Annotated in this window: 25 protein-coding genes; 10 read left to right on the plus strand and 15 right to left on the minus strand. The window is 34.7% G+C overall.

Annotated elements, in window-relative coordinates:
• Positions 1-115 precede the first annotated feature (115 nt).
• The 3 genes from G504_RS18395 (at position 116) to G504_RS0107845 (ending at position 2,465) form a co-directional block, all read left to right on the plus strand.
• A complete protein-coding gene (locus G504_RS18395; protein ID WP_040443993.1) occupies positions 116-1,219 on the plus strand; it encodes a M14 family metallopeptidase in 1,104 nt (367 codons plus the stop codon).
• Positions 1,220-1,325: 106 nt separating this feature from the next.
• Positions 1,326-1,805, plus strand: coding sequence for an Lrp/AsnC family transcriptional regulator (locus G504_RS0107840; protein WP_019669608.1), 480 nt, complete (start codon positions 1,326-1,328; stop codon positions 1,803-1,805).
• A 138-nt stretch (positions 1,806-1,943) separates the two neighbouring features.
• Complete coding sequence (locus G504_RS0107845; protein ID WP_019669609.1) at positions 1,944-2,465, plus strand: DinB family protein; 522 nt, start codon at positions 1,944-1,946, stop codon at positions 2,463-2,465.
• 11 nt (positions 2,466-2,476) lie between these two features.
• Here G504_RS0107845 and G504_RS0107850 read toward each other — a convergent pair whose 3' ends face one another.
• Positions 2,477-2,782: a hypothetical protein gene (locus G504_RS0107850; protein ID WP_019669610.1), complete on the minus strand. Its 306-nt coding sequence runs from the start codon at positions 2,780-2,782 to the stop codon at positions 2,477-2,479.
• Positions 2,783-2,898: 116 nt separating this feature from the next.
• Entirely contained in the window at positions 2,899-3,960 is a 1,062-nt protein-coding gene (aroB, locus tag G504_RS0107855) for a 3-dehydroquinate synthase (RefSeq protein WP_026348461.1), read from the minus strand.
• Between the two features lie 138 nt (positions 3,961-4,098).
• Here aroB and G504_RS0107860 point away from each other — a divergent pair, with 138 nt between their 5' ends.
• A complete protein-coding gene (locus G504_RS0107860) occupies positions 4,099-5,265 on the plus strand; it encodes a proline dehydrogenase family protein (RefSeq protein WP_019669612.1) in 1,167 nt (388 codons plus the stop codon).
• A 107-nt stretch (positions 5,266-5,372) separates the two neighbouring features.
• Here the strand turns inward: G504_RS0107860 and G504_RS0107865 are convergent, their stop codons facing one another.
• The 7 genes from G504_RS0107865 to tsaE form a co-directional block, all read right to left on the minus strand.
• A complete protein-coding gene (locus G504_RS0107865) occupies positions 5,373-7,037 on the minus strand; it encodes a hypothetical protein (RefSeq protein ID WP_019669613.1) in 1,665 nt (554 codons plus the stop codon).
• A gap of 375 nt (positions 7,038-7,412) precedes the next feature.
• On the minus strand, positions 7,413-8,219 hold the full coding sequence (locus tag G504_RS0107870; protein ID WP_019669614.1) for an NIPSNAP family protein: 807 nt from the start codon (positions 8,217-8,219) through the stop codon (positions 7,413-7,415).
• A gap of 146 nt (positions 8,220-8,365) precedes the next feature.
• Positions 8,366-8,752 (minus strand): hypothetical protein, encoded by a 387-nt coding sequence (locus G504_RS0107875; RefSeq protein WP_019669615.1) that lies wholly within the window; start codon positions 8,750-8,752, stop codon positions 8,366-8,368.
• A gap of 3 nt (positions 8,753-8,755) precedes the next feature.
• On the minus strand, positions 8,756-9,955 hold the full coding sequence (locus G504_RS0107880) for an alanine dehydrogenase (RefSeq protein ID WP_019669616.1): 1,200 nt from the start codon (positions 9,953-9,955) through the stop codon (positions 8,756-8,758).
• Between the two features lie 133 nt (positions 9,956-10,088).
• Entirely contained in the window at positions 10,089-10,733 is a 645-nt protein-coding gene (locus tag G504_RS0107890) for a hypothetical protein (protein WP_019669618.1), read from the minus strand.
• A 99-nt stretch (positions 10,734-10,832) separates the two neighbouring features.
• Positions 10,833-10,970, minus strand: coding sequence for a hypothetical protein (locus tag G504_RS19645; RefSeq protein ID WP_019669619.1), 138 nt, complete (start codon positions 10,968-10,970; stop codon positions 10,833-10,835).
• 494 nt (positions 10,971-11,464) lie between these two features.
• On the minus strand, positions 11,465-11,887 hold the full coding sequence (tsaE, locus tag G504_RS0107900) for a tRNA (adenosine(37)-N6)-threonylcarbamoyltransferase complex ATPase subunit type 1 TsaE (protein ID WP_019669620.1): 423 nt from the start codon (positions 11,885-11,887) through the stop codon (positions 11,465-11,467).
• Between the two features lie 116 nt (positions 11,888-12,003).
• On the opposite strand from tsaE, the gene G504_RS0107905 reads away from it, so the two are divergent.
• Positions 12,004-13,254: a hypothetical protein gene (locus tag G504_RS0107905; RefSeq protein ID WP_019669621.1), complete on the plus strand. Its 1,251-nt coding sequence runs from the start codon at positions 12,004-12,006 to the stop codon at positions 13,252-13,254.
• On the opposite strand, the gene G504_RS0107910 is transcribed toward G504_RS0107905, so the two are convergent.
• On the minus strand, positions 13,251-13,646 hold the full coding sequence (locus G504_RS0107910; protein WP_019669622.1) for a hypothetical protein: 396 nt from the start codon (positions 13,644-13,646) through the stop codon (positions 13,251-13,253). The two genes, G504_RS0107905 and G504_RS0107910, sit on opposite strands and share 4 nt — an antisense overlap.
• Before the next feature lie 260 nt (positions 13,647-13,906).
• Between G504_RS0107910 and G504_RS0107915 the strand changes: the two genes are divergently transcribed.
• Positions 13,907-14,191, plus strand: a complete 285-nt coding sequence (locus G504_RS0107915; RefSeq protein ID WP_019669623.1) for a helix-turn-helix domain-containing protein — start codon at positions 13,907-13,909, stop codon at positions 14,189-14,191.
• A gap of 602 nt (positions 14,192-14,793) precedes the next feature.
• On the opposite strand, the gene G504_RS0107920 is transcribed toward G504_RS0107915, so the two are convergent.
• From G504_RS0107920 to G504_RS0107935, 4 genes are all read right to left on the minus strand, one after another.
• Positions 14,794-15,537: a VIT1/CCC1 transporter family protein gene (locus tag G504_RS0107920; RefSeq protein WP_019669624.1), complete on the minus strand. Its 744-nt coding sequence runs from the start codon at positions 15,535-15,537 to the stop codon at positions 14,794-14,796.
• Positions 15,538-15,593: 56 nt separating this feature from the next.
• Positions 15,594-16,706, minus strand: a complete 1,113-nt coding sequence (locus tag G504_RS0107925) for a pyridoxal phosphate-dependent aminotransferase (protein ID WP_019669625.1) — start codon at positions 16,704-16,706, stop codon at positions 15,594-15,596.
• 233 nt (positions 16,707-16,939) lie between these two features.
• Positions 16,940-17,230: a hypothetical protein gene (locus G504_RS0107930; RefSeq protein ID WP_019669626.1), complete on the minus strand. Its 291-nt coding sequence runs from the start codon at positions 17,228-17,230 to the stop codon at positions 16,940-16,942.
• Between the two features lie 28 nt (positions 17,231-17,258).
• Positions 17,259-17,702, minus strand: a complete 444-nt coding sequence (locus G504_RS0107935) for a hypothetical protein (protein WP_019669627.1) — start codon at positions 17,700-17,702, stop codon at positions 17,259-17,261.
• A 224-nt stretch (positions 17,703-17,926) separates the two neighbouring features.
• Between G504_RS0107935 and G504_RS0107940 the strand changes: the two genes are divergently transcribed.
• The 4 genes from G504_RS0107940 to G504_RS0107955 are packed head-to-tail and all read left to right on the plus strand — an operon-like array spanning position 17,927 to position 21,435.
• Positions 17,927-19,120 (plus strand): Nramp family divalent metal transporter, encoded by a 1,194-nt coding sequence (locus G504_RS0107940; RefSeq protein WP_019669628.1) that lies wholly within the window; start codon positions 17,927-17,929, stop codon positions 19,118-19,120.
• Positions 19,117-19,863 (plus strand): 5-oxoprolinase subunit PxpA, encoded by a 747-nt coding sequence (gene pxpA / locus G504_RS0107945; RefSeq protein ID WP_019669629.1) that lies wholly within the window; start codon positions 19,117-19,119, stop codon positions 19,861-19,863. Before G504_RS0107940 ends, pxpA begins: the two co-directional genes overlap by 4 nt.
• Positions 19,860-20,597, plus strand: a complete 738-nt coding sequence (gene pxpB / locus G504_RS0107950) for a 5-oxoprolinase subunit PxpB (protein ID WP_019669630.1) — start codon at positions 19,860-19,862, stop codon at positions 20,595-20,597. Before pxpA ends, pxpB begins: the two co-directional genes overlap by 4 nt.
• Positions 20,590-21,435, plus strand: coding sequence for a 5-oxoprolinase subunit C family protein (locus G504_RS0107955; protein WP_019669631.1), 846 nt, complete (start codon positions 20,590-20,592; stop codon positions 21,433-21,435). The genes pxpB and G504_RS0107955 overlap by 8 nt, the downstream gene beginning before the upstream one ends.
• Here G504_RS0107955 and G504_RS0107960 read toward each other — a convergent pair.
• Positions 21,432-22,166 (minus strand): nitroreductase family protein, encoded by a 735-nt coding sequence (locus G504_RS0107960; RefSeq protein WP_019669632.1) that lies wholly within the window; start codon positions 22,164-22,166, stop codon positions 21,432-21,434. The two genes, G504_RS0107955 and G504_RS0107960, sit on opposite strands and share 4 nt — an antisense overlap.
• Between the last annotated feature and the right edge of the window lie 79 nt (positions 22,167-22,245).

The raw sequence follows: 22,245 nt of genomic DNA on the forward strand, positions 1-22,245 counted from the left end.
ACAGCAGTACGCAATCCACAAGATTTGTTTTTAAGTTTTGTTTACAAATGTAATTAATTTAGTCACAATTGTAATTGATTTAGCCTTTACATTTGTAATTAAAATAAAATCTATTTTGAATTTTTCTTCTTTAAATTATCCGGATATAAAAGAGCTTTCTGTACATGGAAGATATATTAGCAGTTCCCAATTGTATTCTTTTTTAAATAGTAATTCGGTTCGGAAGAAAATTACATTATTGGGGAATTCCGTAGCTAGCAGACCTATTCATAAGATTACTTTGGGTAGTGGTAAAATTAACATCCTAATGTGGTCTCAAATGCACGGAAATGAAACGACCACTACAAAAGCTATCCTGGACCTGGTTAATTATTTAAATGAGGAAAGTGATCTTGCCAATCAATTATTGTCATCAGTTACATTAACTATAGTACCGATATTAAACCCTGACGGTGCAGCCATTTATACCAGGGAAAATGCGAATAAAATAGATCTGAACAGAGACGCTCTGGAGTTAAGTCAACCAGAAAGCAAAATTCTGCGTGTTCTTTATAACGAAATAAAGCCAGACTATTGTTTTAATCTGCATGATCAGCGAACGATTTTTAATGTTGGCGGTCTGGAAAAACCCGCCACTCTATCGTTTTTGGCTCCGGCACATGATATGGATCGAACGGTTTCATCCGGGAGGGGAAAAAGCATGAAAATTATTGTTGCCATGCACAAAGCTTTATCCGCGATACTACCAGATCAGATTGGAAGATATGACGATGCTTTTAATCCTAATTGTGTTGGTGATACTTTTCAAATGCTGGGAACACCAACCATATTATTTGAAGCAGGCCATTATGCTGAGGATTACGAAAGGGAGAAAACAAGAGAATTTATATTTTATGCTCTGGTCAAGGCAATTTTGGTAATAGCCCGGAATGAAATTCGGGCTTACAATGTGGATGATTATTTTAATATACCTGAAAATAGTAAGCGTTATTTTGATTTATTGATTTCTAACGCACAACTTATTGATTCTAAATATGACCAAAATATAGGGATACTTTATAAAGAGGTTTTGGATGAAGGAGCTATAATTTTTAACCCATATATTGAAAAAACCGGGAATTTGGAGGATTGTTTTGGTCACAAATGTCTTGATTGTGAAGATCAAAATGACTTCGATTTTATAAAATCTAATAGAAAGCTCGATGAACTTCTCTTTTAAATAATATCACGAAAAAGCCGTAATATTTTGCATATAACTCAAAAAAACCTATTATTTATTACATTTAAATTCTTAAATTTAGCGCAAAGAAAAAATTATTCTAACAATGGGCAAAATAAAATTAGACGAAATAGACCATCAAATTCTGGATATGTTAATCGATAACACCAGAACGCCTTTTACAGATATAGCGAAAAAATTATTGATATCTGCCGGAACGGTTCATGTTAGAGTTAAAAAAATGGAAGAGTCCGGGATTATTCGGGGATCCTCACTGACTCTGGATTATGTAAAGCTAGGTTATGCTTTCATAGCCTATGTTGGTATTTTTTTAGAAAAAACACATCAAACCAAATTTGTATTGGAAAGATTGAATCAAATACCAAATGTAACAGTTGCGCATATTACAACCGGCAAATTCAATATCTTTTGTAAAATAAGAGCTAAAGACACTACGCATGCTAAAAATATTATCTTTAAGATAGATGATATTGATGGTATAAGTCGCACGGAGACCATGATTTCGCTCGAAGAGAGTATTAATGATAAAAAACGCTTGATGCACACGATTTTTAATGAGCTGTAAAATGGCCGTAAAATTTTAATTTGATTTGCTATTCTTATTTTAGATCTGTTATCTCAATTTACATCAATGCCATTCTGATCGACTAATGTCTAAAAACAAAATATGTATTGAAAACCACAAGTTTTCGATATAGCGTTTATGAAAAGTTCTGAACTCAAAAAAGAAGATTTTAATCCCTATTACGCAGGTTATATTGCTACCTTGGGGGATGTGGAATTAGTAGAGACCCTGAAAAAACAATTAAAGAATTTTCCATCATTTATTTCAAGTATTCCGGAAGAAAAATTCCATTTTGCCTATGGTGAAGGGAAATGGTCAGTAGCCCAGGTGCTGGTGCATATATTGGATACGGAACGGGTTTTTCAATATAGGGCTCTTCGTTTCGCCAGAAACGACAAAACACCTTTGCCGGGTTTTGATCAGGATATGTTTGCTGCGGAATCTAAAGCAGAAGATTGGAGTAGGGAAGAAGTATTGGAAAACTATAAAATAATACGCAAATCTACTATTGCTCTTTTTGAAAAGTTTTCTGACCAGGATTTGAAAAAAGTTGGAATTGCCAGTGATTCACCTATGAGTGTTGCGGCCTTAGGTTTCATTTGTTGCGGGCATCAAAAGCACCATAGAAACATACTAAGGGAGCGCTACCTTAAGATTTAATAGAAATCTTTTTAGTCTTCATTTTCTTCTTCAAGATTAAGCTCTAAAGAAGGCCCTTCAATGGATTCGCCTTGTAGCCCTTCAATGTCTTCCGAAATATTTTCATCGAAATTGGCTATAAAATGTGATAGGCTTTTACTTATTTTTATCAGGTACAATGTGTCTTCGGTTTGCAATTCTACAGCTTCAATGAATTCACCGTTAAGATTTCTAAAAGAAATTATATCTTCATCCCCATATCCGTCGGGATAGGTTTCAATAAGGAGATTAGTCACTTGGGGGTCTAATTTTTTGTAATCAATAAGTATGCGTTTCATATGCTGGTATTTTATTACAACTTTTGCGGTTGATTTAATTCTATACCTAAACTATACTTTTTTTTTCTTCAGAATTTCAAAGAGTTGTAAAACGACAAATTTAGTATGTGTAACTGCTATTCCTTGTAGTATGAAAATGCCTGACTTAAAATATCGTCGGGAACTCTATTGTCAATCTGAGCTTCACCGATCCTTTTTAACAGAACAAAGTAGATACTGCCATGCGAATTCTTCTTGTCATATTTCAAGAGATCTATGATAGCATGGATGTCCTTATCCTCGAAATCAACTTGTTTAAAATGCTTGCATATTGTCTTTTTAATATCTTCCAATTGATTAATTCCCAATCCGGTTTGTTGATGGGACAAGTATCCTTCCAATATCATACCAATGGCAATAGCTTCTCCGTGAAGTAAGGATTCACGTTCCGTATTCTCTAAAAAATAGGTTTCAATTGCATGCCCTAAGGTATGACCGAAATTTAATATTTTTCTCAGACTTTTCTCCCTTGGATCTTGTCGCACTATTTCATTTTTAATAAGGATTGACTCGTAAATATGCTCTTCTAGCTGGTCAACAGAATCAACTTGTTTAAGAACCCTCCAAAACGGTTCACTTGTAATAAGTCCATGTTTAAGCATTTCTGCAAAGCCGCTGTTCAATTGTCTATTATCCAGGGTATTTAAAAATTTTGGAATAATAAGCACCATATTTGGCTGGTTTATTACGCCTATCTGATTTTTTAACATGCCCATATCAACTCCGGTTTTTCCTCCAACTGAGGCGTCTACCATAGCCAACAGGCTTGTTGGAATGTTGATAAAATCTATACCTCTTCTATAAGTTGAAGCAACAAAACCGCCCAAATCTGTAATAACACCACCTCCAAGATTTATCAATAAACTTTGTCTGTCTGCACCTTTCTTTGAAAGCTCTTCCCAAACCTTAAGACATGTCGCTATACTTTTATTAATTTCTCCTGATGAAATCTCAATAATTTCAATATTGTAGTTCCTGCCAAGACTTGCCAGAAAAATGGGAAGACAATGCTCTTTTGTATTCTCATCCACGAGTATAAAAATGCTGGAATAGTTGGATGTTTTTAAATGAGACTCCAAAGCCTCATACCCCAAATAATTAAAATGGATTTGTGTAGAAAAAGAAATAATTGATTCCATTGGTTCTAATTTGTACTGCTTTATATTATAATCTTTACCGTATTGGTAGTTAAAATCAAAACACAAAATAAAGGCTATTTTTTAGTAAATGGATACAAATTCTGTTATTATCTTTGAATTGATAACTAATTGATAATAATGAAGAGAATTTTTGAAGACACAGCAACAGCTTTTTCTCTTAAATCGGATTCTGAATTAGAACGTGCATATTTTCTTTTTAAGATGATAGCCAATGAACCTCTGGTTAAAATTGGTACTGCCATGACCAATTTTGCCTTAAAAGCCAGATTGCCCGTTGATGGCCTTATCAGGGCCACCGTTTTTGATCATTTTTGCGGGGGTGTTAGTGAGGAAGATTGTATGAATGTAGTTGAAAAAATGTGGAACAAAGGTGTTAGCTCTGTCCTGGATTATTCCGTTGAGGGCAAAGACACCGAAGACCCTTTAGATGATGCCCTTCAGAAAACATTGAAGATACTGGATTTTGTAAAGGAATTAGATGCCATTCCTTTTGCAGTTTTTAAACCCAGCGGGTATGGCAGAGTGGCACTATTCCAAAAAGTCAGCGACGGAAAACCCCTGACAAAAAAAGAAAAACAAGAATGGGATAGAGTAGAGAAGCGGTTTGAGACTACTTGTAAAAAGGCATATGACCTTGATGTTTCACTCTTAATAGATGCAGAAGAAAGTTGGATGCAGGACGCAGCTGATGCATTAGTTGAGCAAATGATGGTTAAATACAATAAAGAAAAAGCAGTTGTTTTTAACACGCTGCAACTTTATCGATGGGATCGACTGGATTACCTCAAAAAACTTCATTCAAAAGCCCTGGCTGAGGGATTTAAAATAGGTATTAAGACAGTGCGGGGGGCTTATATGGAAAAGGAAAATGAACGAGCTTTGGAATATAACTATCCGACCCCTATATGTGGTTCAAAATCTGAAAGTGATTCAAATTATGATAAAACAGTAGCCTATATAGTTGAACATCTCGATTTGATTTCCCTTTTTTCTGGCACCCACAATGAGTTGAGTTCGTACAAACTAATTGAATTGATGGAACAAAATGGGATCTCGCATGATGATAACCGAATTTGGTTTGGACAGCTATATGGTATGAGCGACCATATTTCGTACAATCTCGCAAATAAGGGTTATAATGTCGCGAAGTATTTGCCCTTTGGACCTGTGCGTGATGTAATGCCCTATTTAATAAGGAGAGCAGAGGAAAACACTTCTGTCGCGGGTCAGACAAACAGGGAACTGGAACTTATTAAAAAAGAGCGGAACAGAAGAAAAATTTAGGAAGGGTATTTGCTCATTGTATCTAAAGAAAATATAGAAACGAAATACAAAAAAGCTTTTATGCAAATCTGCACTTCAGGGCCTTTAGCATTGTATTTCCTGAAAAGTTATTGTTTTACATTAATTAAAACTGCTTCACAGCTAGACAGGTCTGAATTAAGTATAATATTTTCTGAATTAGAACCATCTTTTATTTCGATAGAAACTGTGTTCGGAGGGAAATTACCTAAATTATGGGCGTAGAGAAACAAATCGTTAGATTTATTTAGATTCAATTTTACATCGAAACTTTTTTTCTTGTAGGTTAATACATGTTTGGCAACAATTTGCTCGCCGTTCAGATATATAGATACAATATCACCATCTTCTCTGCCATGGTCAAAGAGACTTATGGTAATTATCTCGTTTTCCACTAACAGTTCCTTTTGATATGAAATTTTTCTTCCTTCAAAAACAGTTCTATTTGGGGTTTTAACTTTTTCAGGAACTACAATTACTTTCGTCTCTTCCTTCACCAGATTTATTGTTTCCATAGCCTTTGGCTCCTGTACTGCAGGCTTTACCTTTATTTTGGCCGGCTCGGGAACTGTCACAATGGGTGCTGCTGCAACTTCTGGAAGCGATTCTAAAACAACATCAGGTGGTTTTATAACTTCCGGAGAGACCTCGGCTATTTGCTCTTCAGGGATTTTATCCTCTTTCTTTATTGTAAAATATGGAGTGGCATACTTTGCGATATGATATTTATTGAGGGGGAACAGTTCAATGCCCATAATTTTATATTTATTTCCCGGTGGTAGCCCTTTTCTGAGCTTTACATCATTTACAAAGTGATTGTTTTTAAAAACACCAAGCACTTGCACTACGACATCGTCCCTGGTTAAAAAGAACTTTATATTTTTACTATCATCCAAATTAGATGTGTTCCATTTTATTTCTGCAGTGCCAGGCGTAACCCAAACTGTTCCATTAGTTGGATAGGTAATTTCTATGGATGAGCGCCATTGTATCCTTTCGTTAATTCTTTGTTTATTTAAATTATAGACCGAATTCTTAAAATTATTATAAGGTTTATAGGCAGTTAGGCCAATATTTGACTCTTGCAACAGGTGATAAAATTCTTCCAGTTCTGCAAGTACATTTATTAAAGGAATTTTACTGGGATAGGTCTTTTTTATAAAATCTATTTTGGAATTAATTTTTTTCGAATTCTTTTTATCTGACACTACATTAAAATTCTCAGAACTGGCAGTGGTTAAATTTTTAGCGAAACTAAGCTTGCTATATCCAAACCTGTTTTCTAAAAACCTAATAGCCTCTTCATTACTTATAGAATTAGTTTCTTTAAATTTCTTTGCTATTTCATATGCCAAAAGATATTCTTTCAGACTTTGCTGTAAGCTTGCTTTTGCTACCTCAGTGCTAACCAGGGCAGGAGAGTTCACGGCCTGATTCAATATTTTAAGAAACAGGTCTTTATCTAATAATTCCTGTGAATTGGCGAAACCACCTTGATAATAATCAAATACCAGGCTTGGTGATTCCAGTAAAAGATAATTCTCATTGGCTGTATTGGTTAAATTACCGTTGCCATAAGTCTCGAGAATATGATTCTTTGCCTTCTCACTCCAGGAATCTGCCCCCTCATTTATAATTTTCTTACTCAATTCAACAGGGTCGTCTATCCGTAAACCATGTAATGGGGACCGATTATGTGCATGGTTTGGCACACTAATTAAAAACCACAAAAAAAGAATTAATATATTTTTCATTAAAAATATTTATCTCTGGAGTGTAATATCAATTTTGAACTCTCTAAACAATATCTAATTTTACAATAATGGGATTAAAAAAAGATACTATTCAGGGGTATTACCCGGATAGGCTTACAAACAGGCACTAATCCTATCATAATAACTCTAAAATGCCTTAATTTATTATACTTCAAAACTTATAAGCACAATATTTTTTTATATAGTTTATGCGAAGACAGTTTAAAATAAATCCAATAGGGATGCACGGAAGAATAAGACTACAATAAATAATTTTATAAATAGAGCCCAAAGACCTATTGGCCTGAAGAAACTAAGTGCTTTAATATTTTAGTTTGGCATCAAAGTTCTCTGCTTATATAAAACAGGTTAATTTCAATAATCTGAATAATCCGTGGGATACAAGAAGTAGATATCCGCATGAGAAACGGTATTTTCATATTTTGGAATTTTAAGTAACTCTTTCCATTCAGGTGAATCAAAAAAAGACTTCCAAAGAGAATCTCTGGTTTCCTGATTTTTAAAGGTGGTCATGTACATAAGATTAGGCATTTTAGGCCCTGATAGTACTTCTGCGTAAAATACAGCGTTAAAACCTAATCGTTCAAATAAGGTAATTTCACCACCTTCATTAAACATAGCTACTTTCCTTTTGTAATATTCCTCTGTAGGGGACTCATAACTGCGCAATTCATAGATGCGATCAGACTTTGGAACTTCAAATTCTGGCGCAAACAATTTTGGCATATTTTCGAATGCCCTCATCAGAATGGATTCAATGCGGCTGTATGGTGGATTTTCATAGGACGCATTAATATAATTGCTTCCTGAAATTATATAGGTGCTGTCTTTTTCAAGCACCTTGGTAAGCCCATGAAATTGTTCTAAGGATTCAAATGGAATTAAAACCAAAAGACGCCTGGTTGTATCTGTTTCCGAATACCTTGGTTTAAATACACCTATATCTTTTATTTTTTGTCTGTGAAGTGCGGGAATGAATGAGTTTCTAAGATACTCATCAGTTTTGGATTCTTGTTCATTAGTTTCAAAATAATAGGTTTTAAGTTGATAGAATTCTCTGCTCTGATTTATCTCAGCCGGTTCATTTTTTGTTTGATTTTTTGTTTGGCAATTCCAACAAACCAGCAGTCCGGCTAACATAAAATATTTGAATAATTTCATTTTTAAGAATTGAATGGGTTATACTGTCAAGTTAAGAAAAACATGTGCGGATAAAAGAAATTAGTTAATTTATCGCCTTTACTTAAATATAAGACTTTTGATATAATAATAATTTAAAACTTTAATTAAAGTGTATTATATCTTTATTATTTAAGTGGTTGCAAATTTTCTATTATCGCCAGGCTGTCGCAGTTCTTTACAGTTAAAACCATCAATTTTTCCTCAATCGTTCCTTCTATCACATATGTCTTACAAACCGGATTTTTAGTATCACTCTTTTTAAAATTGACATCCCCTTCATGCATAAAGTAATTAATTGTAATGGAGTCCAGTGTTTTATCATATATCATCTGCTCTATCTGTTTGGAATAGGTAAGGGGTTTGGATCGCAATTCCTTTAAAACCCTGCAATTAGGGAAGTAACAAAAGCTGGCACCTGTTTCATCGGACTTTTTTTTCAGAAAAAAGAAAAGGAATACAAGTCCAATGGAAAATCCTATCAGGTAAAATCCCAGTCTTTTCAGAAATGCCATTGGCTAAAAAATAAGAAAGTTGATATCACTGTGTTTCAGATCAAACCATTCACCAACGGATTTATTAGTAAGTATGCCATGATACATATATAAACCGTTTCTAAGGCCCCTGTCAAATCTCAAAGAATTTTCCAAACCTCCATCTTCGCCTATTTTCAGCAAATAAGGTGTAAAAATATTACTAATAGATACAGAAGAAGTCCGGGGGTATCTTGCAGGAATGTTGGGCACACCGTAATGAAAGACTCCATATTTTTCACGAGTGGGCTTATCATGGGTTGTAAGTTCACTGGTTTCAAAACAACCTCCCATATCTATACTCACATCTATGATCACAGATCCTTTTTTCATTTGTTCTACCATTGTACTTGAAACCACAATAGGAGATCTGTCGCTTCCACGGACGGCACCTATGGCAACATCACAACGTTTTAGACTTTTTAAGAGGTTCTTGGGTTGCAGGGTCGAAGTATAAATAGTCTGTTTAAGATTAGTTTGAATGTTCCTTAATTTAGTAAGTGAGTTGTCAAAGACTTTAACATTGGCTCCAAGGCCTAAAGCCGATCGTGCGGCGAACTCCCCAACGGTACCTGCGCCTACAATAACTACTTCTATTGGGGGTACTCCGCTTATATTGCCGAACATAAGCCCGTTTCCCTGATTGGTTGCAGCCATTATTTCTGAGGCAATAAGTACAGAGGCAATACCTGCTATTTCACTTAAGGAACGTACGGCGGGATACTTTCCATCCTCATCTCTGATATATTCAAATGCTATAGCGGTGATTCGTTTTTTAGCCAGTTCCTCAAAGTATTCCTTAGACCTAGTTTTAATTTGTAAAGCGGAAATAATAGTTGCCTGTGGATTCATCAATTGAATTTCCGACAGAGTAGGGGGTTCCACTTTCAAAAGTAGCGGACATGAAAACACTTTCTTTGTATCACGAGTTATGCTTGCACCTGCTTCGGTGTATTCTACATCAGTATAACTGGCACTTTCACCGGCCCCGGCCTCCATTAAAACCCTGTGACCATTTGAGGTTAAAGCATTTACAGCATCTGGTGTAAGGCAAATTCGTTTTTCCTGATATTGGTTCTCATTTGGAATTCCAATAAAAAGTTCTCCTTTTTGTTTTAAAATTTCAAGTGTTTCTTCCTGCGGAAGGAGCTGTTGTTTACTAAATGGAGAGGAAGGCTGGTTCATAAAAAGTAATTAGAAACCATTAATTAACGGTCGAACTCAAAATTACAATTTTTTTTCATGAAGTGGGTTGGTAATGTAACCGGCAAAAAAAAATCTGAAGGAATGGCAGGATTTATACAATATAATATTCAGCCTAGAGAAAAATATTGAAGAAACTTTTTAAGGAATGTTGAATCTGTTCGTAAAATCTCTGCAGAGACTGATTTGGTGTTTTTTGAGAGAGGTCCTCTTCTATTTTGTCCTTATTTTCAGGTAACACGCCTAGTTTTGCATTTGCCTGCCGTTCTTTGTCTTTATAGTATTGTAATTCTGCATCCATGGCATCCAGGTCTATTCCGTGCACGTATTTGTCATAAAGTTTTACTCTGATAAAGTATACAAAGGGGATTACAACCATACAAACAGGTAATAACCAAAGAATATTCTCTGTATCAACATAAATGTCATCATCATATAAAACTTCAAAAATTTGAAAAGCATACATACAAATAGGGATCAATAGAATATGATACCACCAGTGCTTGTTCGTAAAGAACCAAATCAATAATAAATAAAAAGGCACTATTTTACTTAATAAGAACCACCCATATGTGTATAGGTCGGCAAATCCATTTCGGTCAATGGTCATCCCAAGGAAATCTATAGTGGCCTCCGGGTCCCGAGATAAATAATCATGTGCCTTAAAAATAAAAGGAGAAGCTATTATTAAAAAAATAGCAATTGACTCAATAAATAGTCTCTTTTTGGCTTTTTTACTCTTGTCTGGAATAGGATTCATTAAAGCAATATTTGTGGAAATATATTGCTCTAACGCAAAAAAGGGCAATTTATTGATTGCCCTTTTTTGAAATAATATTATTTTTAAGAAATAACTGTATTACTTTATTTTGATTTTAGTTTTATCAACGCCATCTTTATGAAGCAACTGATCTTCTACAGTATTGTCGGGGGTCAAGGCTGCCGCCATCAGAATAAGGCAGGTACAAATGCCAAAAAAAAGTTTCTTTGTGCTCATCGTAAATAGTTTTTCGTTAAAGATTTGATTCATTCTCACTAACAAATGTAGGAAAAAATACACTAACAATAGGTTATTTATCGGAAAAATATAACCTTTTAACGTAAAAACAATACATTTCACCGACTTTTATGCCGTTCATCGAATATCAAACAATAAAAAAACACCTTTTGCGATAGGGAATTCATGTTTCATTGTGAGAAATTAGATCAAATTGCGGAGAGTCCCTTTTTTGACCTTGTATTATTAAGCATATTATGTTCGCCCTACGCTGCATTTAACTTAGTCCAATATTCAGAAGGGTCACATAAAGACTTTAAAACTTTAAAGGAAAAATTTTAATTTATAAATAGTAATGCAGCATTATTTTAGAATTGTAATTGTCATTGATCGTTAATATTGTACACTTTATCGAGTATCATATTATTGGAAATCAGGGTGAATCATTACAATCAGAGTGTTTATCACAAAAAAAATTGAGGAGCATTAAGTAGTTATTCAGGTGGAATTATTTCAATTTTTCGGGTTTCAGGATCAATAACTTCAAGGATGAGTTTTGTGTATTTGGCAGGGAGATGTTTTTCAATTTTATCAGGCCATTCTACAAAAATCCAGGTATCCTGATTAAAATAATCTTCCAAACCAAGGTCCAGAGCTTCTTCTTCGTGCTCTAATCGGTAAAAGTCGAAATGGTATCCTATTAGCCCACCGTTTGTATCTTGATATTCATTGACAATTCCAAAGGTGGGGCTATTAGCCTGATGCCCCCCATCTAATCTGCGAACGATAGCTTTGATTAATGTGGTTTTTCCGGAACCCATCGCCCCATAAAAACAAAGTGTTTTAGAGGTGGCAAGATCCAGAATTTCCTTAGAAACCTTATCTAATTCCTGTATTGTATAGATTATTTTCTGCATTTATAGGATAAAATCAGTATATTTAATAGTCGATTATTATGAAGAAAGAGCATAATAGAATTTGTTCCAGATATAAAAATAAGACTTGTGTCTAAAATAAGTAAGATTCAGTAACAATGAAATCTAATTGGCAAAAGAAATATAAGTCAGACGCGCTAATAGCCATTGTAATAGCAGTATTACCATTTTTAGGGTATTTCCATCTGCTTTTTAGTGATGAACTTAATACTATTTCTTTGTTTGGATGGGAGTATACACATGTTTTACCAAGTAATACACTGTTTGTTTGGTATCTTTTAAAAAATGTCATCTCTTTTGCATTGCTGTTAATTTGGTTTGTTACTCTTTCAATGAGGTGGAAGTATTTCCTTGTGCCTTTATTTATATTGTATATCAATGACATAATGGAAATTTTATTTGAGCCATATGGAAAATATTACTTTTACCCCTTTTATTTTGAGCATAATCCTATAACCATTAAAATTTTAATAATGTCATTCATAATTGGTAGTATATATCTTTTTGATTTTTATTATTTTAAACACTATCGGAGACGCTTGTTAGAGATTTCCATTAAATCTTTACTAAATGCAAGTGTCAGGGATTCATACAATATTTACAGCCAAAAACTACAGTCTCTAATTGAGAAAAAAGATGGCATTAGCAGGACAAACTATCTCAAAAAAATATATAACGCAAAATTAATTCTGGAAGATCGCCTCCAATTGCAAAACAAGACATCCGGGGTTGAACTCAATAGTAATAAAGGAAAACTAAATTTGCTTGTAATTGTTTTATTAGTCTTCACGACGCTTCTTTGGTTTAGTCATTATCTTATTCCTGAATATGAACAAGTTTTGGATTTAGGCATAGTACAAGTAAATAATAATGGATTCGACAGTGTTAGAATATATCTCTGGTTTTTGCTGCAAAAGTTAATCATACTAATTCCAATGACTTTATGGTTTCTTACCTGCCATCAGTGGTGGAAGTACGCTATCCTCTCACCAATAATTTTATATTCTTACCAGTTTTGGGAGGCAACCCAGGATGTCTCGTTTTTGGATGAGGCAGGCAATATAAGTGCGTTCCCCGCTATATTTTGCGTAGTCCTTTTGCTTTTGGTAATCTCAAAAGCCATCAAATACAGAGTACAGATTCTAATAATGTATGAGCAACTTACTGATGAGATTGAAAATCTATTTAAAAATACCGACTTCAGGGCCAATACGGATCTTTATAAAAACGTAAAACAAATTAAAATTCATAAAGCAGAAATAGACCGGGAAACCAACGCGGAGGAGCAATTAATAAAGCTTATCACCCTTAGGGATGAGCTTGTAAAACAACTTAAAGTCAATTATTAGGGCTCTTTTTCTAAACGCTTTTGTGTTTTTTCTATTTCTTCAGTAACCTCTTTTAGCAAGCGTTTCAATTCCTCTTCCTGGCGTTCTTTTATTTTTTGTTCAATTAAATCTTCAATCTCTTGTTGCCTTGATTTTGGCAAATGGTCAAAATCCAGAATTTCTTCTTCCTCTGACTTCTTCAACATATCACCTTCCCCGGTAATAAGCCAAACCACATTTAACTGGGGATATACGCGGAGAATGTTTTCAATAACGTCGCTGCCAATAGAAGCATTGTTCTTTTTCATTCTTAAGGTATAACCGTTACTGGCACCTATAGATAAATCGAACTGTCGTGCGCTAAGCCCGACATATTTAATGAACTGCATTAAACGATCTATTGTTTTAAACATTTCCTAGAAAATAATCGATATAAAACTTCATATTTCAAAGATAAGGTTTTATAAATAGATAAAAAAGAGCTGATTGTAGACAAGAAATGGACGAATGTTTTTTAAAATAGAAAAAAAACTATAAATATTTGTTTATATAGAAAATAATCTATATTATTATAAAAGGATTCGGAATACGGCTTATTGCTCCTTTTTAATAAGATTTAAAGAAACAAAAAATATCATCCTAAAATAAAAATATAAATAAAAACAGGTAGTGGATGAACAAAATTAAAACCTTAGAAAACCTCCAAAAACTTCATTTGCTAATTGAAGCAGAATGTACCGGACCGCCAAAGGCGCTGGCAAGAAGAATGGAGTTAAGCGAGCGATCTGTGTATAATCTACTGGAAGTTCTAAAGGATTTCAATGCTCCTGTTGTCTATAACAGAAAAAGGAAAACCTATTACTATGGAGGCCATTTTAAGCTCGATTTTCGTATTTCGCTTTCTGTTACAAATAATAATGAAGTAACTGAATTATACAGAGGTAGTTATTTAAATTAACCACTAGATAAAACTCAAAAGGGAATTGTTGCTATAAAATGATTTGTAATTAGTTTTTCGTTTGTTCTCTCTTTAAAAGCCGGCTTTTGATAGTCGGCTTTTAATTTTAAACAAATAGCTCCTCATACTTATTATTAAAAAGTAAGTAATCTCTTTCTAAATCTAAAATAGATAAAAACAAGCACAAGGTTTTCAAATAAAGGAATTTCTGGTTATCCGGCTGTAAAACTTGGACGTCATGCCATTTAAGCACCAAATAATCAATAGGTTATGAATAGTAAAAACAAAGAAATATTTTAAAGCGTTACCCAGAAAAAGAACTACGAGTCCTTTGGTTTCTTTAAGCAATATTTAAAACTTAATCTCTTCTCAGGAAAACTTAAAAAGGAAGTTATAAACCGACCAAAGAAAACAAAAAATAAAAAAGCCATAAAGTATAATGGAAAGTGTAGCTCTTTTTTTCATTGGTTTGTGGTTATTTGTGGAAGAATTAGGATACTATAGTAATACTTTTCCTTCTTGCAGGGGTATTAAATCCGATTTTAGGCATATAAATTCGTTGAAAAGGGCTGTTCGGGGACAATAAAGAATCCTATTTTCCTTCAATTCGCAATTATGCCCTCCAGGAAATCCCCTATAAAATAAGCAACTATCGCCGCTATACCACCCAATAACAAAGTTTCAAAAATACCCTTCCAATACATGGTCTGATTTACAAAAGCTTTTAACCAGCCAATTATTATAAAACCAATTGCCGTAAGAATTGAAGAAAGAAGAAAAAGATTGTAATTAAAAGGATATATATAATCCAGTACATAGACCAACAGAGGAATAACACCAATGAGGATAAAGGAAAAATAGGTAACACCACCAATTATTAAAGGAGATTTATCCTCATCAAACATTACTAATTCTTCTTTCATCATTACATTTACCCAGCGCTCTTTATCGCTTGTTATAACCTTTACTACTTCTTCCAATAGTTCGCCTTCAAAACCCTGTTCCTTGTAAATTACCCTTATTTCTTCTTTTTCAAGCTCCGGAAGGTTATCAACTTCCCAATATTCTATTTGTTTGTGCTTGTTGTAGTTATCTTTTTTTGTTTTATTGGATAAGTAGGCACCAACGGACATGGCAAAGCCATCCGCAAGTAAATTGGCAAACCCCAGGATTATGATTATGGCACTATCTAGTCCTGCACCTACAGAACCTGCGACCACTGCGAAAGTAGTAACACAGCCATCGATACCTCCATAAACAAACTCACCTAAATATTTTTCATATTTCTTTAAAAACCCGGTGTGTTTATGAAAAGCATTTTCATTATGTATTTCAGTGCCTTCCATAAAATAGATTTTGTTTGAATGCCGGAATACTATGAAGAAGAATGGAATAATATATTCTAGCTCATCACTTGTTTTAAAGCTTTGCCAAATGTTTCCATATCCTCTAATCTTCCTGTACTAATACGTGCCCAATTCAATAAAGGAGGAAAAGGACGCCCAATAAGTACATTGTGCTTCTCCATATCACTTATCATTGTCTGTATTGGCCTGCCGGTTTTAAAAAAGACAAAATTGGTATGAGATTTTATATATTCCAGACCCAGATCATCCAGATGCTGGTAGATAAGGGATTTTGCCTTAAAATTGCGAAGTATACTATACTTATAAAATTCATCATCTTTTAAAGCTTCCTTGGCTGCTTCAATTGCCAGAATATTGGTGTTTGCCATTACAGCTGATTTCAAATTTCGGGCAATCTCCGGTTTAGCAATTAAATAACCAACACGTAATCCGGCAAGACCATATACTTTGGAAAAAGTTTTGGAGACTATAATATTCCTGCCTTCTTTGACTAACTCCACCATTGAAGGATATTCGGGCTCAGTAATAAAATCATAGTAAGCTTCGTCGCTGAAAATTACTGCATTTTTATCGTGGGACTTGCAGAAATCGAGTAAACTGGTTTTATTCAAAAGGGTACCCGTTGGATTATTCGGATTACAAATAAAGATTAGCCTTGTATTCTTGTTTATCCTGTCTGACATAGCCGGCAAGTCGTGCCCCATTTTTTCATCTAAAGGAACTCTGTGCACTTTAGCCTTAAATGTTTCGGCATAACTTAACATAGCCTGAAAAGTAGGGTCAGCAGAAATAATTTCACCACCATCCAAGCCGTATATAAGTCCGGTTGCCTTCAGACCTTCTGTTGAGCCTCCGGTAACAACCACATGATCTTTTGTGACACCTTCTTTTAAGGCAATCATATTTACCAATCCCGATAAGCTTCTAAATGGGTACCGACATGCTTCATCGAATGAATTCAGCAGTATTTTTCGCACTCTTTCAGATGGGCCGTAAGGATTTTCATTGGCATTTAGCAACACCATCGAATCGAGAGAGTTAATTCGCCGGGGCAAATCAAGCGCCATACTTTCTAATCCCCCTAATAAAGCAAAACTACTGCTTAAACTTACTGTTTTTAACCAATTTCGTCTGTCTATTGTTTTCATGTCCTGAATTTATGAAAAAATTAGTTACCATACAGACATCAATAGTAAGATTGCTATTAGCTATCCCGCAGGAATAAATAGTAAAGAATAGAAATAGTAGTTAAATCTAATATGAATGTAGTGCTTCTGTAAAATCACTCTGAAAATCATTCGAATTCAGGTAATGGAGAACTTGCAGGAAGTTGAATTGCTGAAATACGATTAATTAAGAGCTTTTTTATTGACAGGTAGTCTTAATAGAGGGTGTTCGAGATAAGAATAGTAACAATAAGAATTACCATTGCCGAATTAACTGTAATTGCAATTACCTTCTTTTCATTGAAAGGTTCATTGCGCCCTTTATAGAGAATAATCGTGCCAACTACACCTAAAACACCAGATAGAATAATAGGTAAACCGAAAAGATATCTTGAAAAAACAGGATTAATGTTAACTACAATCGCAAATGCTGCAAAAGTTAAAAGAAAAAGTATCAGTTTACTCAATTTATATGATCTTTCCGTATATGAATTATTAGCCTCCATAATTTCCAGGGGTTTGGTTATAACAAAATTAGATTGCTTTGATATTTGCTCTTAATCCTTCTTTTATTCCCAATATATTATTTACGGTCTCATTTAAATAGTACTTGATAAGTGATTTAGGAATTCTTATAGTAGTAAAACCATTTTGAAATGAGTGCATGGTTTCTTCCAGATCATTCATTGCCTGTTCATGGGTAAGCATTTGATATTCCATGTCGATTTCTATATTCAATTTTACCCTTGAAAATGCAAGATCCACTGATTTTTTGCCATCCCACCATTCTAACATTGGATGTTCACCTGCTTGTTTAAGCCCGTAATAGAGTTTTATTGCTTCTATAGGCGTATTATTCTGCCTTATTAGTTTGTCCATAAGCCCTTTGTGCTTGGAGCATAATTCCACACCATAAGATTCCATGGCCTTTTTATGATCCAAATAACTAATCTCTTTTTTACAGTCTATACAATTCATGCTTAAATGGGTAATATTTAATTTGGGATAGTTATAACCGTGGGATTTTTGGAATATTATATTTTTTCGATGTATGGCAACTGACTTTTAGACGAACTGCAATATTTTAGACGAACTGCACTTTTTTTGTTAAACTTTCTTTTGATTAAAATAAATTTCAGGAGCTCTATTAAGGATAAAAGAGTCTATATTTACTTATTCATCTTTAACTTATTATTACTTGAATGTTTAATAAACTAGGCCCGGGAGTTTTAGTAGCTGCTGCTTTTATAGGACCTGGAACAATAACAGCCTGCACAATTGCCGGTATTGGCTTTGGATACGAATTGCTTTGGGCCATGTTGCTTTCCATCCTGGCCACCATTATTCTGCAGGAAATGTCTGCCAGAGTGGGCGTGATTACACAGAAAGGGCTTGCAGAGGTTATAAGAGAACAGTTAGAAGTATCCTGGCTGCGATACTTTGTTATGGGAACCATTCTCAGTGCTATAGTAATTGGGAATACTGCTTACGAGGCAGGAAATATAAGTGGAGCTACTTTGGGTTTACAAGTCTTGATGGGTGAGAATTACACTTCCATATATCCCTGGATAATTGGGTTTATAGCCTTTTTATTACTGTATTTGGGATCTTATAAAACACTTGAAAAGGTATTTATTTCACTCGTATTATTGATGAGTGTTTCTTTTTTAGTAACCGCAATTTTGACTAAACCAGACATTAAGGAAGTTTTAGCAGGCCTGCTTATTCCAATTATACCCAAAAATAGCTTAATCAATATAATTGCTTTGGTAGGTACCACAGTTGTGCCATATAATCTGTTTCTCCACGCATCATTGGTAAGAGAAAAATGGAATTCTAAGGACGACCTTCCTAGTGTCAGAAGGGATACATTTTTATCTATAGGGCTTGGAGGACTTATTTCAATCGCTATTATTATTTCCGCTGCTGCAATTTCTTCAACGGAAGTTAAGGATGCATTAGACTTAGCCAAAGGTTTGGAACCGCTCTATGGTCAAAGCGCAAAATATTTAATGGGGATTGGACTTTTCGCAGCAGGGATTACATCGGCCATTACAGCACCCTTAGCTGCTGCCTACGTGGCCAGCAGTTGTTTTGGATGGAATGCAAAAACAACCGATCTGCGATTTCGTATTGTTTGGATGGTAGTACTGTTTATTGGTGTGATAACGCTCTCTTTTGGAATGAGACCAATAGCCATCATTCAATTTGCTCAGGTTGCCAATGGGCTTCTGTTGCCCATTATTGGAATAATATTGATTTGGATAGTAAATAAGGCATCCGTTCTTGGAAATTTTAAGAATTCCATTTGGCTGAACATATCTGCATTTATAATCATTATTTTGGTAATGGCTCTTGGGGCTAAAAGTATATTAAATGTTTTTGGAATAGTATGATTGTTGAGGTGTTTATAGATATTAACTGTGATGTAGGAGAGGGGATAGGCAACGAAAGAGCCCTTTTTCCTCATATCAGTTCCTGTAATATAGCTTGTGGGGGTCATGCAGGTGACATAAACACTATGTCTGAAATTGTTGGGCTGGCAAAAAAGTTTGGGATTAAACCTGGGGCGCATCCATCCTATCCGGATAAGGAAAATTTTGGTCGCAAATCAATTAAAATAGAAAAGAGACATTTAATAGAAAGTATTCAAGATCAAATCAAAGAATTAGAATCTGTTTTACGCAGAACAAACATGCAGCTGCATCATATTAAAGCCCATGGCGCTCTCTACAATGATACTGCAAGAGATTTGGAATTAGCAATGATTTATTTGGAAGGCATCCAGGCATATAAAGATATGGTTTTATTATATCTGCCTTTTGGCTCCATCATTGAAGAAGTAGCACGTAAACAAGGTTATAAAATATCTCTCGAGGCCTTTGGTGATCGGAATTATAATGAGGATCTAAGCCTGGTCTCCCGTAATTCAACACAGGCTGTTATAGAAGAGCCAAAAAAGGTTTTAAAACACCTTATATCAATGGTTATTAACAGGGAGATAATTACTTTGAACGGAGTTAAAGTTCCTGTTTACGCAGACACCTATTGTATTCATGGCGATACACCTACCGCTTTACAAATATTAATGTATCTTTCGAAAGAATTGCCAAAGCAACAAATTTTTTTAAAAAAGTGAGTTCTCATTCCATATCAGTCAGGCCTTTTGGAGAGCATGCAATTTTGATAGAATGGCCCAATGAGGTTTCAGAAGCGATCCTTTATGATATAATTGATTTCGTTGAAAGTTTTAAATTGGATTTTCAAGATTCTCAGGATTGGGAATTAGTTCCTGCTTATAATTCCGTTACATTAATTAATCGGAGTACCAAAATAGATTTTTCTAAAACCAGATATCAACTTCTGGAATGTTATAAAAACAGGAAGGACAGTGGCCCTCCACAACGTTATTTATGGAGATTGCCTGTTTGTTATGACCTTGAATTTGGAATTGATCTGGAAGAAGTAGCCGCAACTTTAGACCGCAGTATTAAAGATATTATTGAGGCACATACAAAGAACATTTATACTGTTTATGGTATTGGATTTTTACCTGGATTCATGTATTTAGGTGGGTTGCCAAAAGATTTGGAAACACCAAGAAAATCAGTGCCCAGATTAATGGTAATCAAAGGTTCTGTTGGTCTTGCAGGAAAACAAACGGGTATATATCCACAAGACTCTCCCGGTGGTTGGAATATTATCGGTAATTGTCCCATAACCCTTTTTAATGCAAACCTGGAAAACCCCTGTTTCGTTAGTGTGGGAGATCAGATTCAGTTTTATGCCGTTAATCGGGCAGAATATGACTTACACAAAATAGAAACAGAGATTGGTATATATAACCCGGATAAAATCAAAATAGATGATTAAAGTTATTCATCCCGGCTTTTTTACCACAATTCAGGATATGGGTAGATTCGGATATCGCGAAAAAGGAGTTCCGGTATGTGGATGTATGGATAACTATTCCGCTTCCATAGCGAACTCTTTATTGGATAATAGGGAAATGGACGCTGTAATGGAAATCACGATGACAGGTCCGAAGCTGGAATTTCATACTTCTAGTTTTTTCTCGGTCACAGGAGCTGAGATGTCCCCTTCGTTAAATGGAATTCCAATAAATTCCTATGAAGCGCACAAAGCCAATGAAGGAGATATTCTATCTTTTGGAAAATTAATAAATGGTTTTAGGAGTTATCTGGCTGTTAAAGGGGGCTTCCTCACAGAAATGAAATTGAAGAGCAGGTCATTTTACAAACCAATTACAGATCAGAATCGTATTAAAGAATACATGGAAATACCCATTGAAGGGTGTTCGGAGTATTCTCCAATAATAAGTCATATAAAACCGGAATCCTGGCACAAGGAATATGAATTAGATGTTTATAAAGGTCCCGAATATGAAATATTAACTGGGGATCAATTAAAGTTACTATCTGCTAATAAATTTACTATAGCCAAGGAGAATAATCGTATGGCATATCAACTTGAAGAATTAATAGGAGCGCAATCTCACAGCATGCTGACTTCTGCAACTTTGCCGGGAACAGTTCAGTTAACACCTAATGGTAAATTGATTATTCTGATGCGCGATGGACAAACTACCGGAGGATATCCAAGAGTACTTCAGCTGGCATCCAGATCAATTGCTTTGTTAGCTCAAAAAAAGTTTGGGGATAAAATTTCCTTTCAACTTTTACCGCATTAGATTTCTTTGTACACCTCTGCAAAAGGAACCCTGAAGCGAGGACCATATATGCCTTTTGGATCTCTTACACCACAAGCTATAACCATATTGATTTCAGAACCTCGGGGTAAATCTAAAATTCTTTTAATTCGTAACGTATCTGAGCCTTCCATTGGGCAAGTGTCATAACCAATGGCTGCCATGGAAATCATGAAATTCTGTGCTGCCAAAGCTGCACTTTTGTGGGCCACTATACGCATGTCAGATTTTCTTAGCTGCCTGTAAACCGGTTTGAAGAAACCTATAAGGTTAAAAACTACATAGCGCATTAGGCCTATGATGCCCAAAAAATCAGTATATAAGGACGGTATAAGCTTTTTGTAATAAGAGATTGCAAATTTTTCCTTAGAGTCGTATTTATCAATCGGCTTATCACCAAAGCTTTTCTTTATAAAATTAAGATTCGCTTTTGCCCTTTCTCGCCAAAGATTCTTTCTAGCCACAATTACAACTAATTGCTTGGCAGATTTTGCAGCAGGTTGGTTAAAACACGCAGAACTTATCTTATTTTTAAACTCCTTACTCGTTATATGATAAAATTCCCATAATTGTAGATTGCTGCTTGTTGGCGCCAAAACTGCATTTTCAATACATTTCTTTACTATTTTAGTGTCAATTTCCTTCTCTTGATTATAAATACGTACCGACCTTCTGTAAGTAATAGCTTCTGTGACTGTTTTTTCCATTTTCATAGGTAAGGATTAAAACTCTTTTGTAAAGAAAAGATTATGCATAAACAAAAACAAATATTGATTATAAACCGGGATATAG

It is taken from the genome of Eudoraea adriatica DSM 19308, from assembly GCF_000382125.1.
Taxonomy (GTDB): domain Bacteria; phylum Bacteroidota; class Bacteroidia; order Flavobacteriales; family Flavobacteriaceae; genus Eudoraea; species Eudoraea adriatica.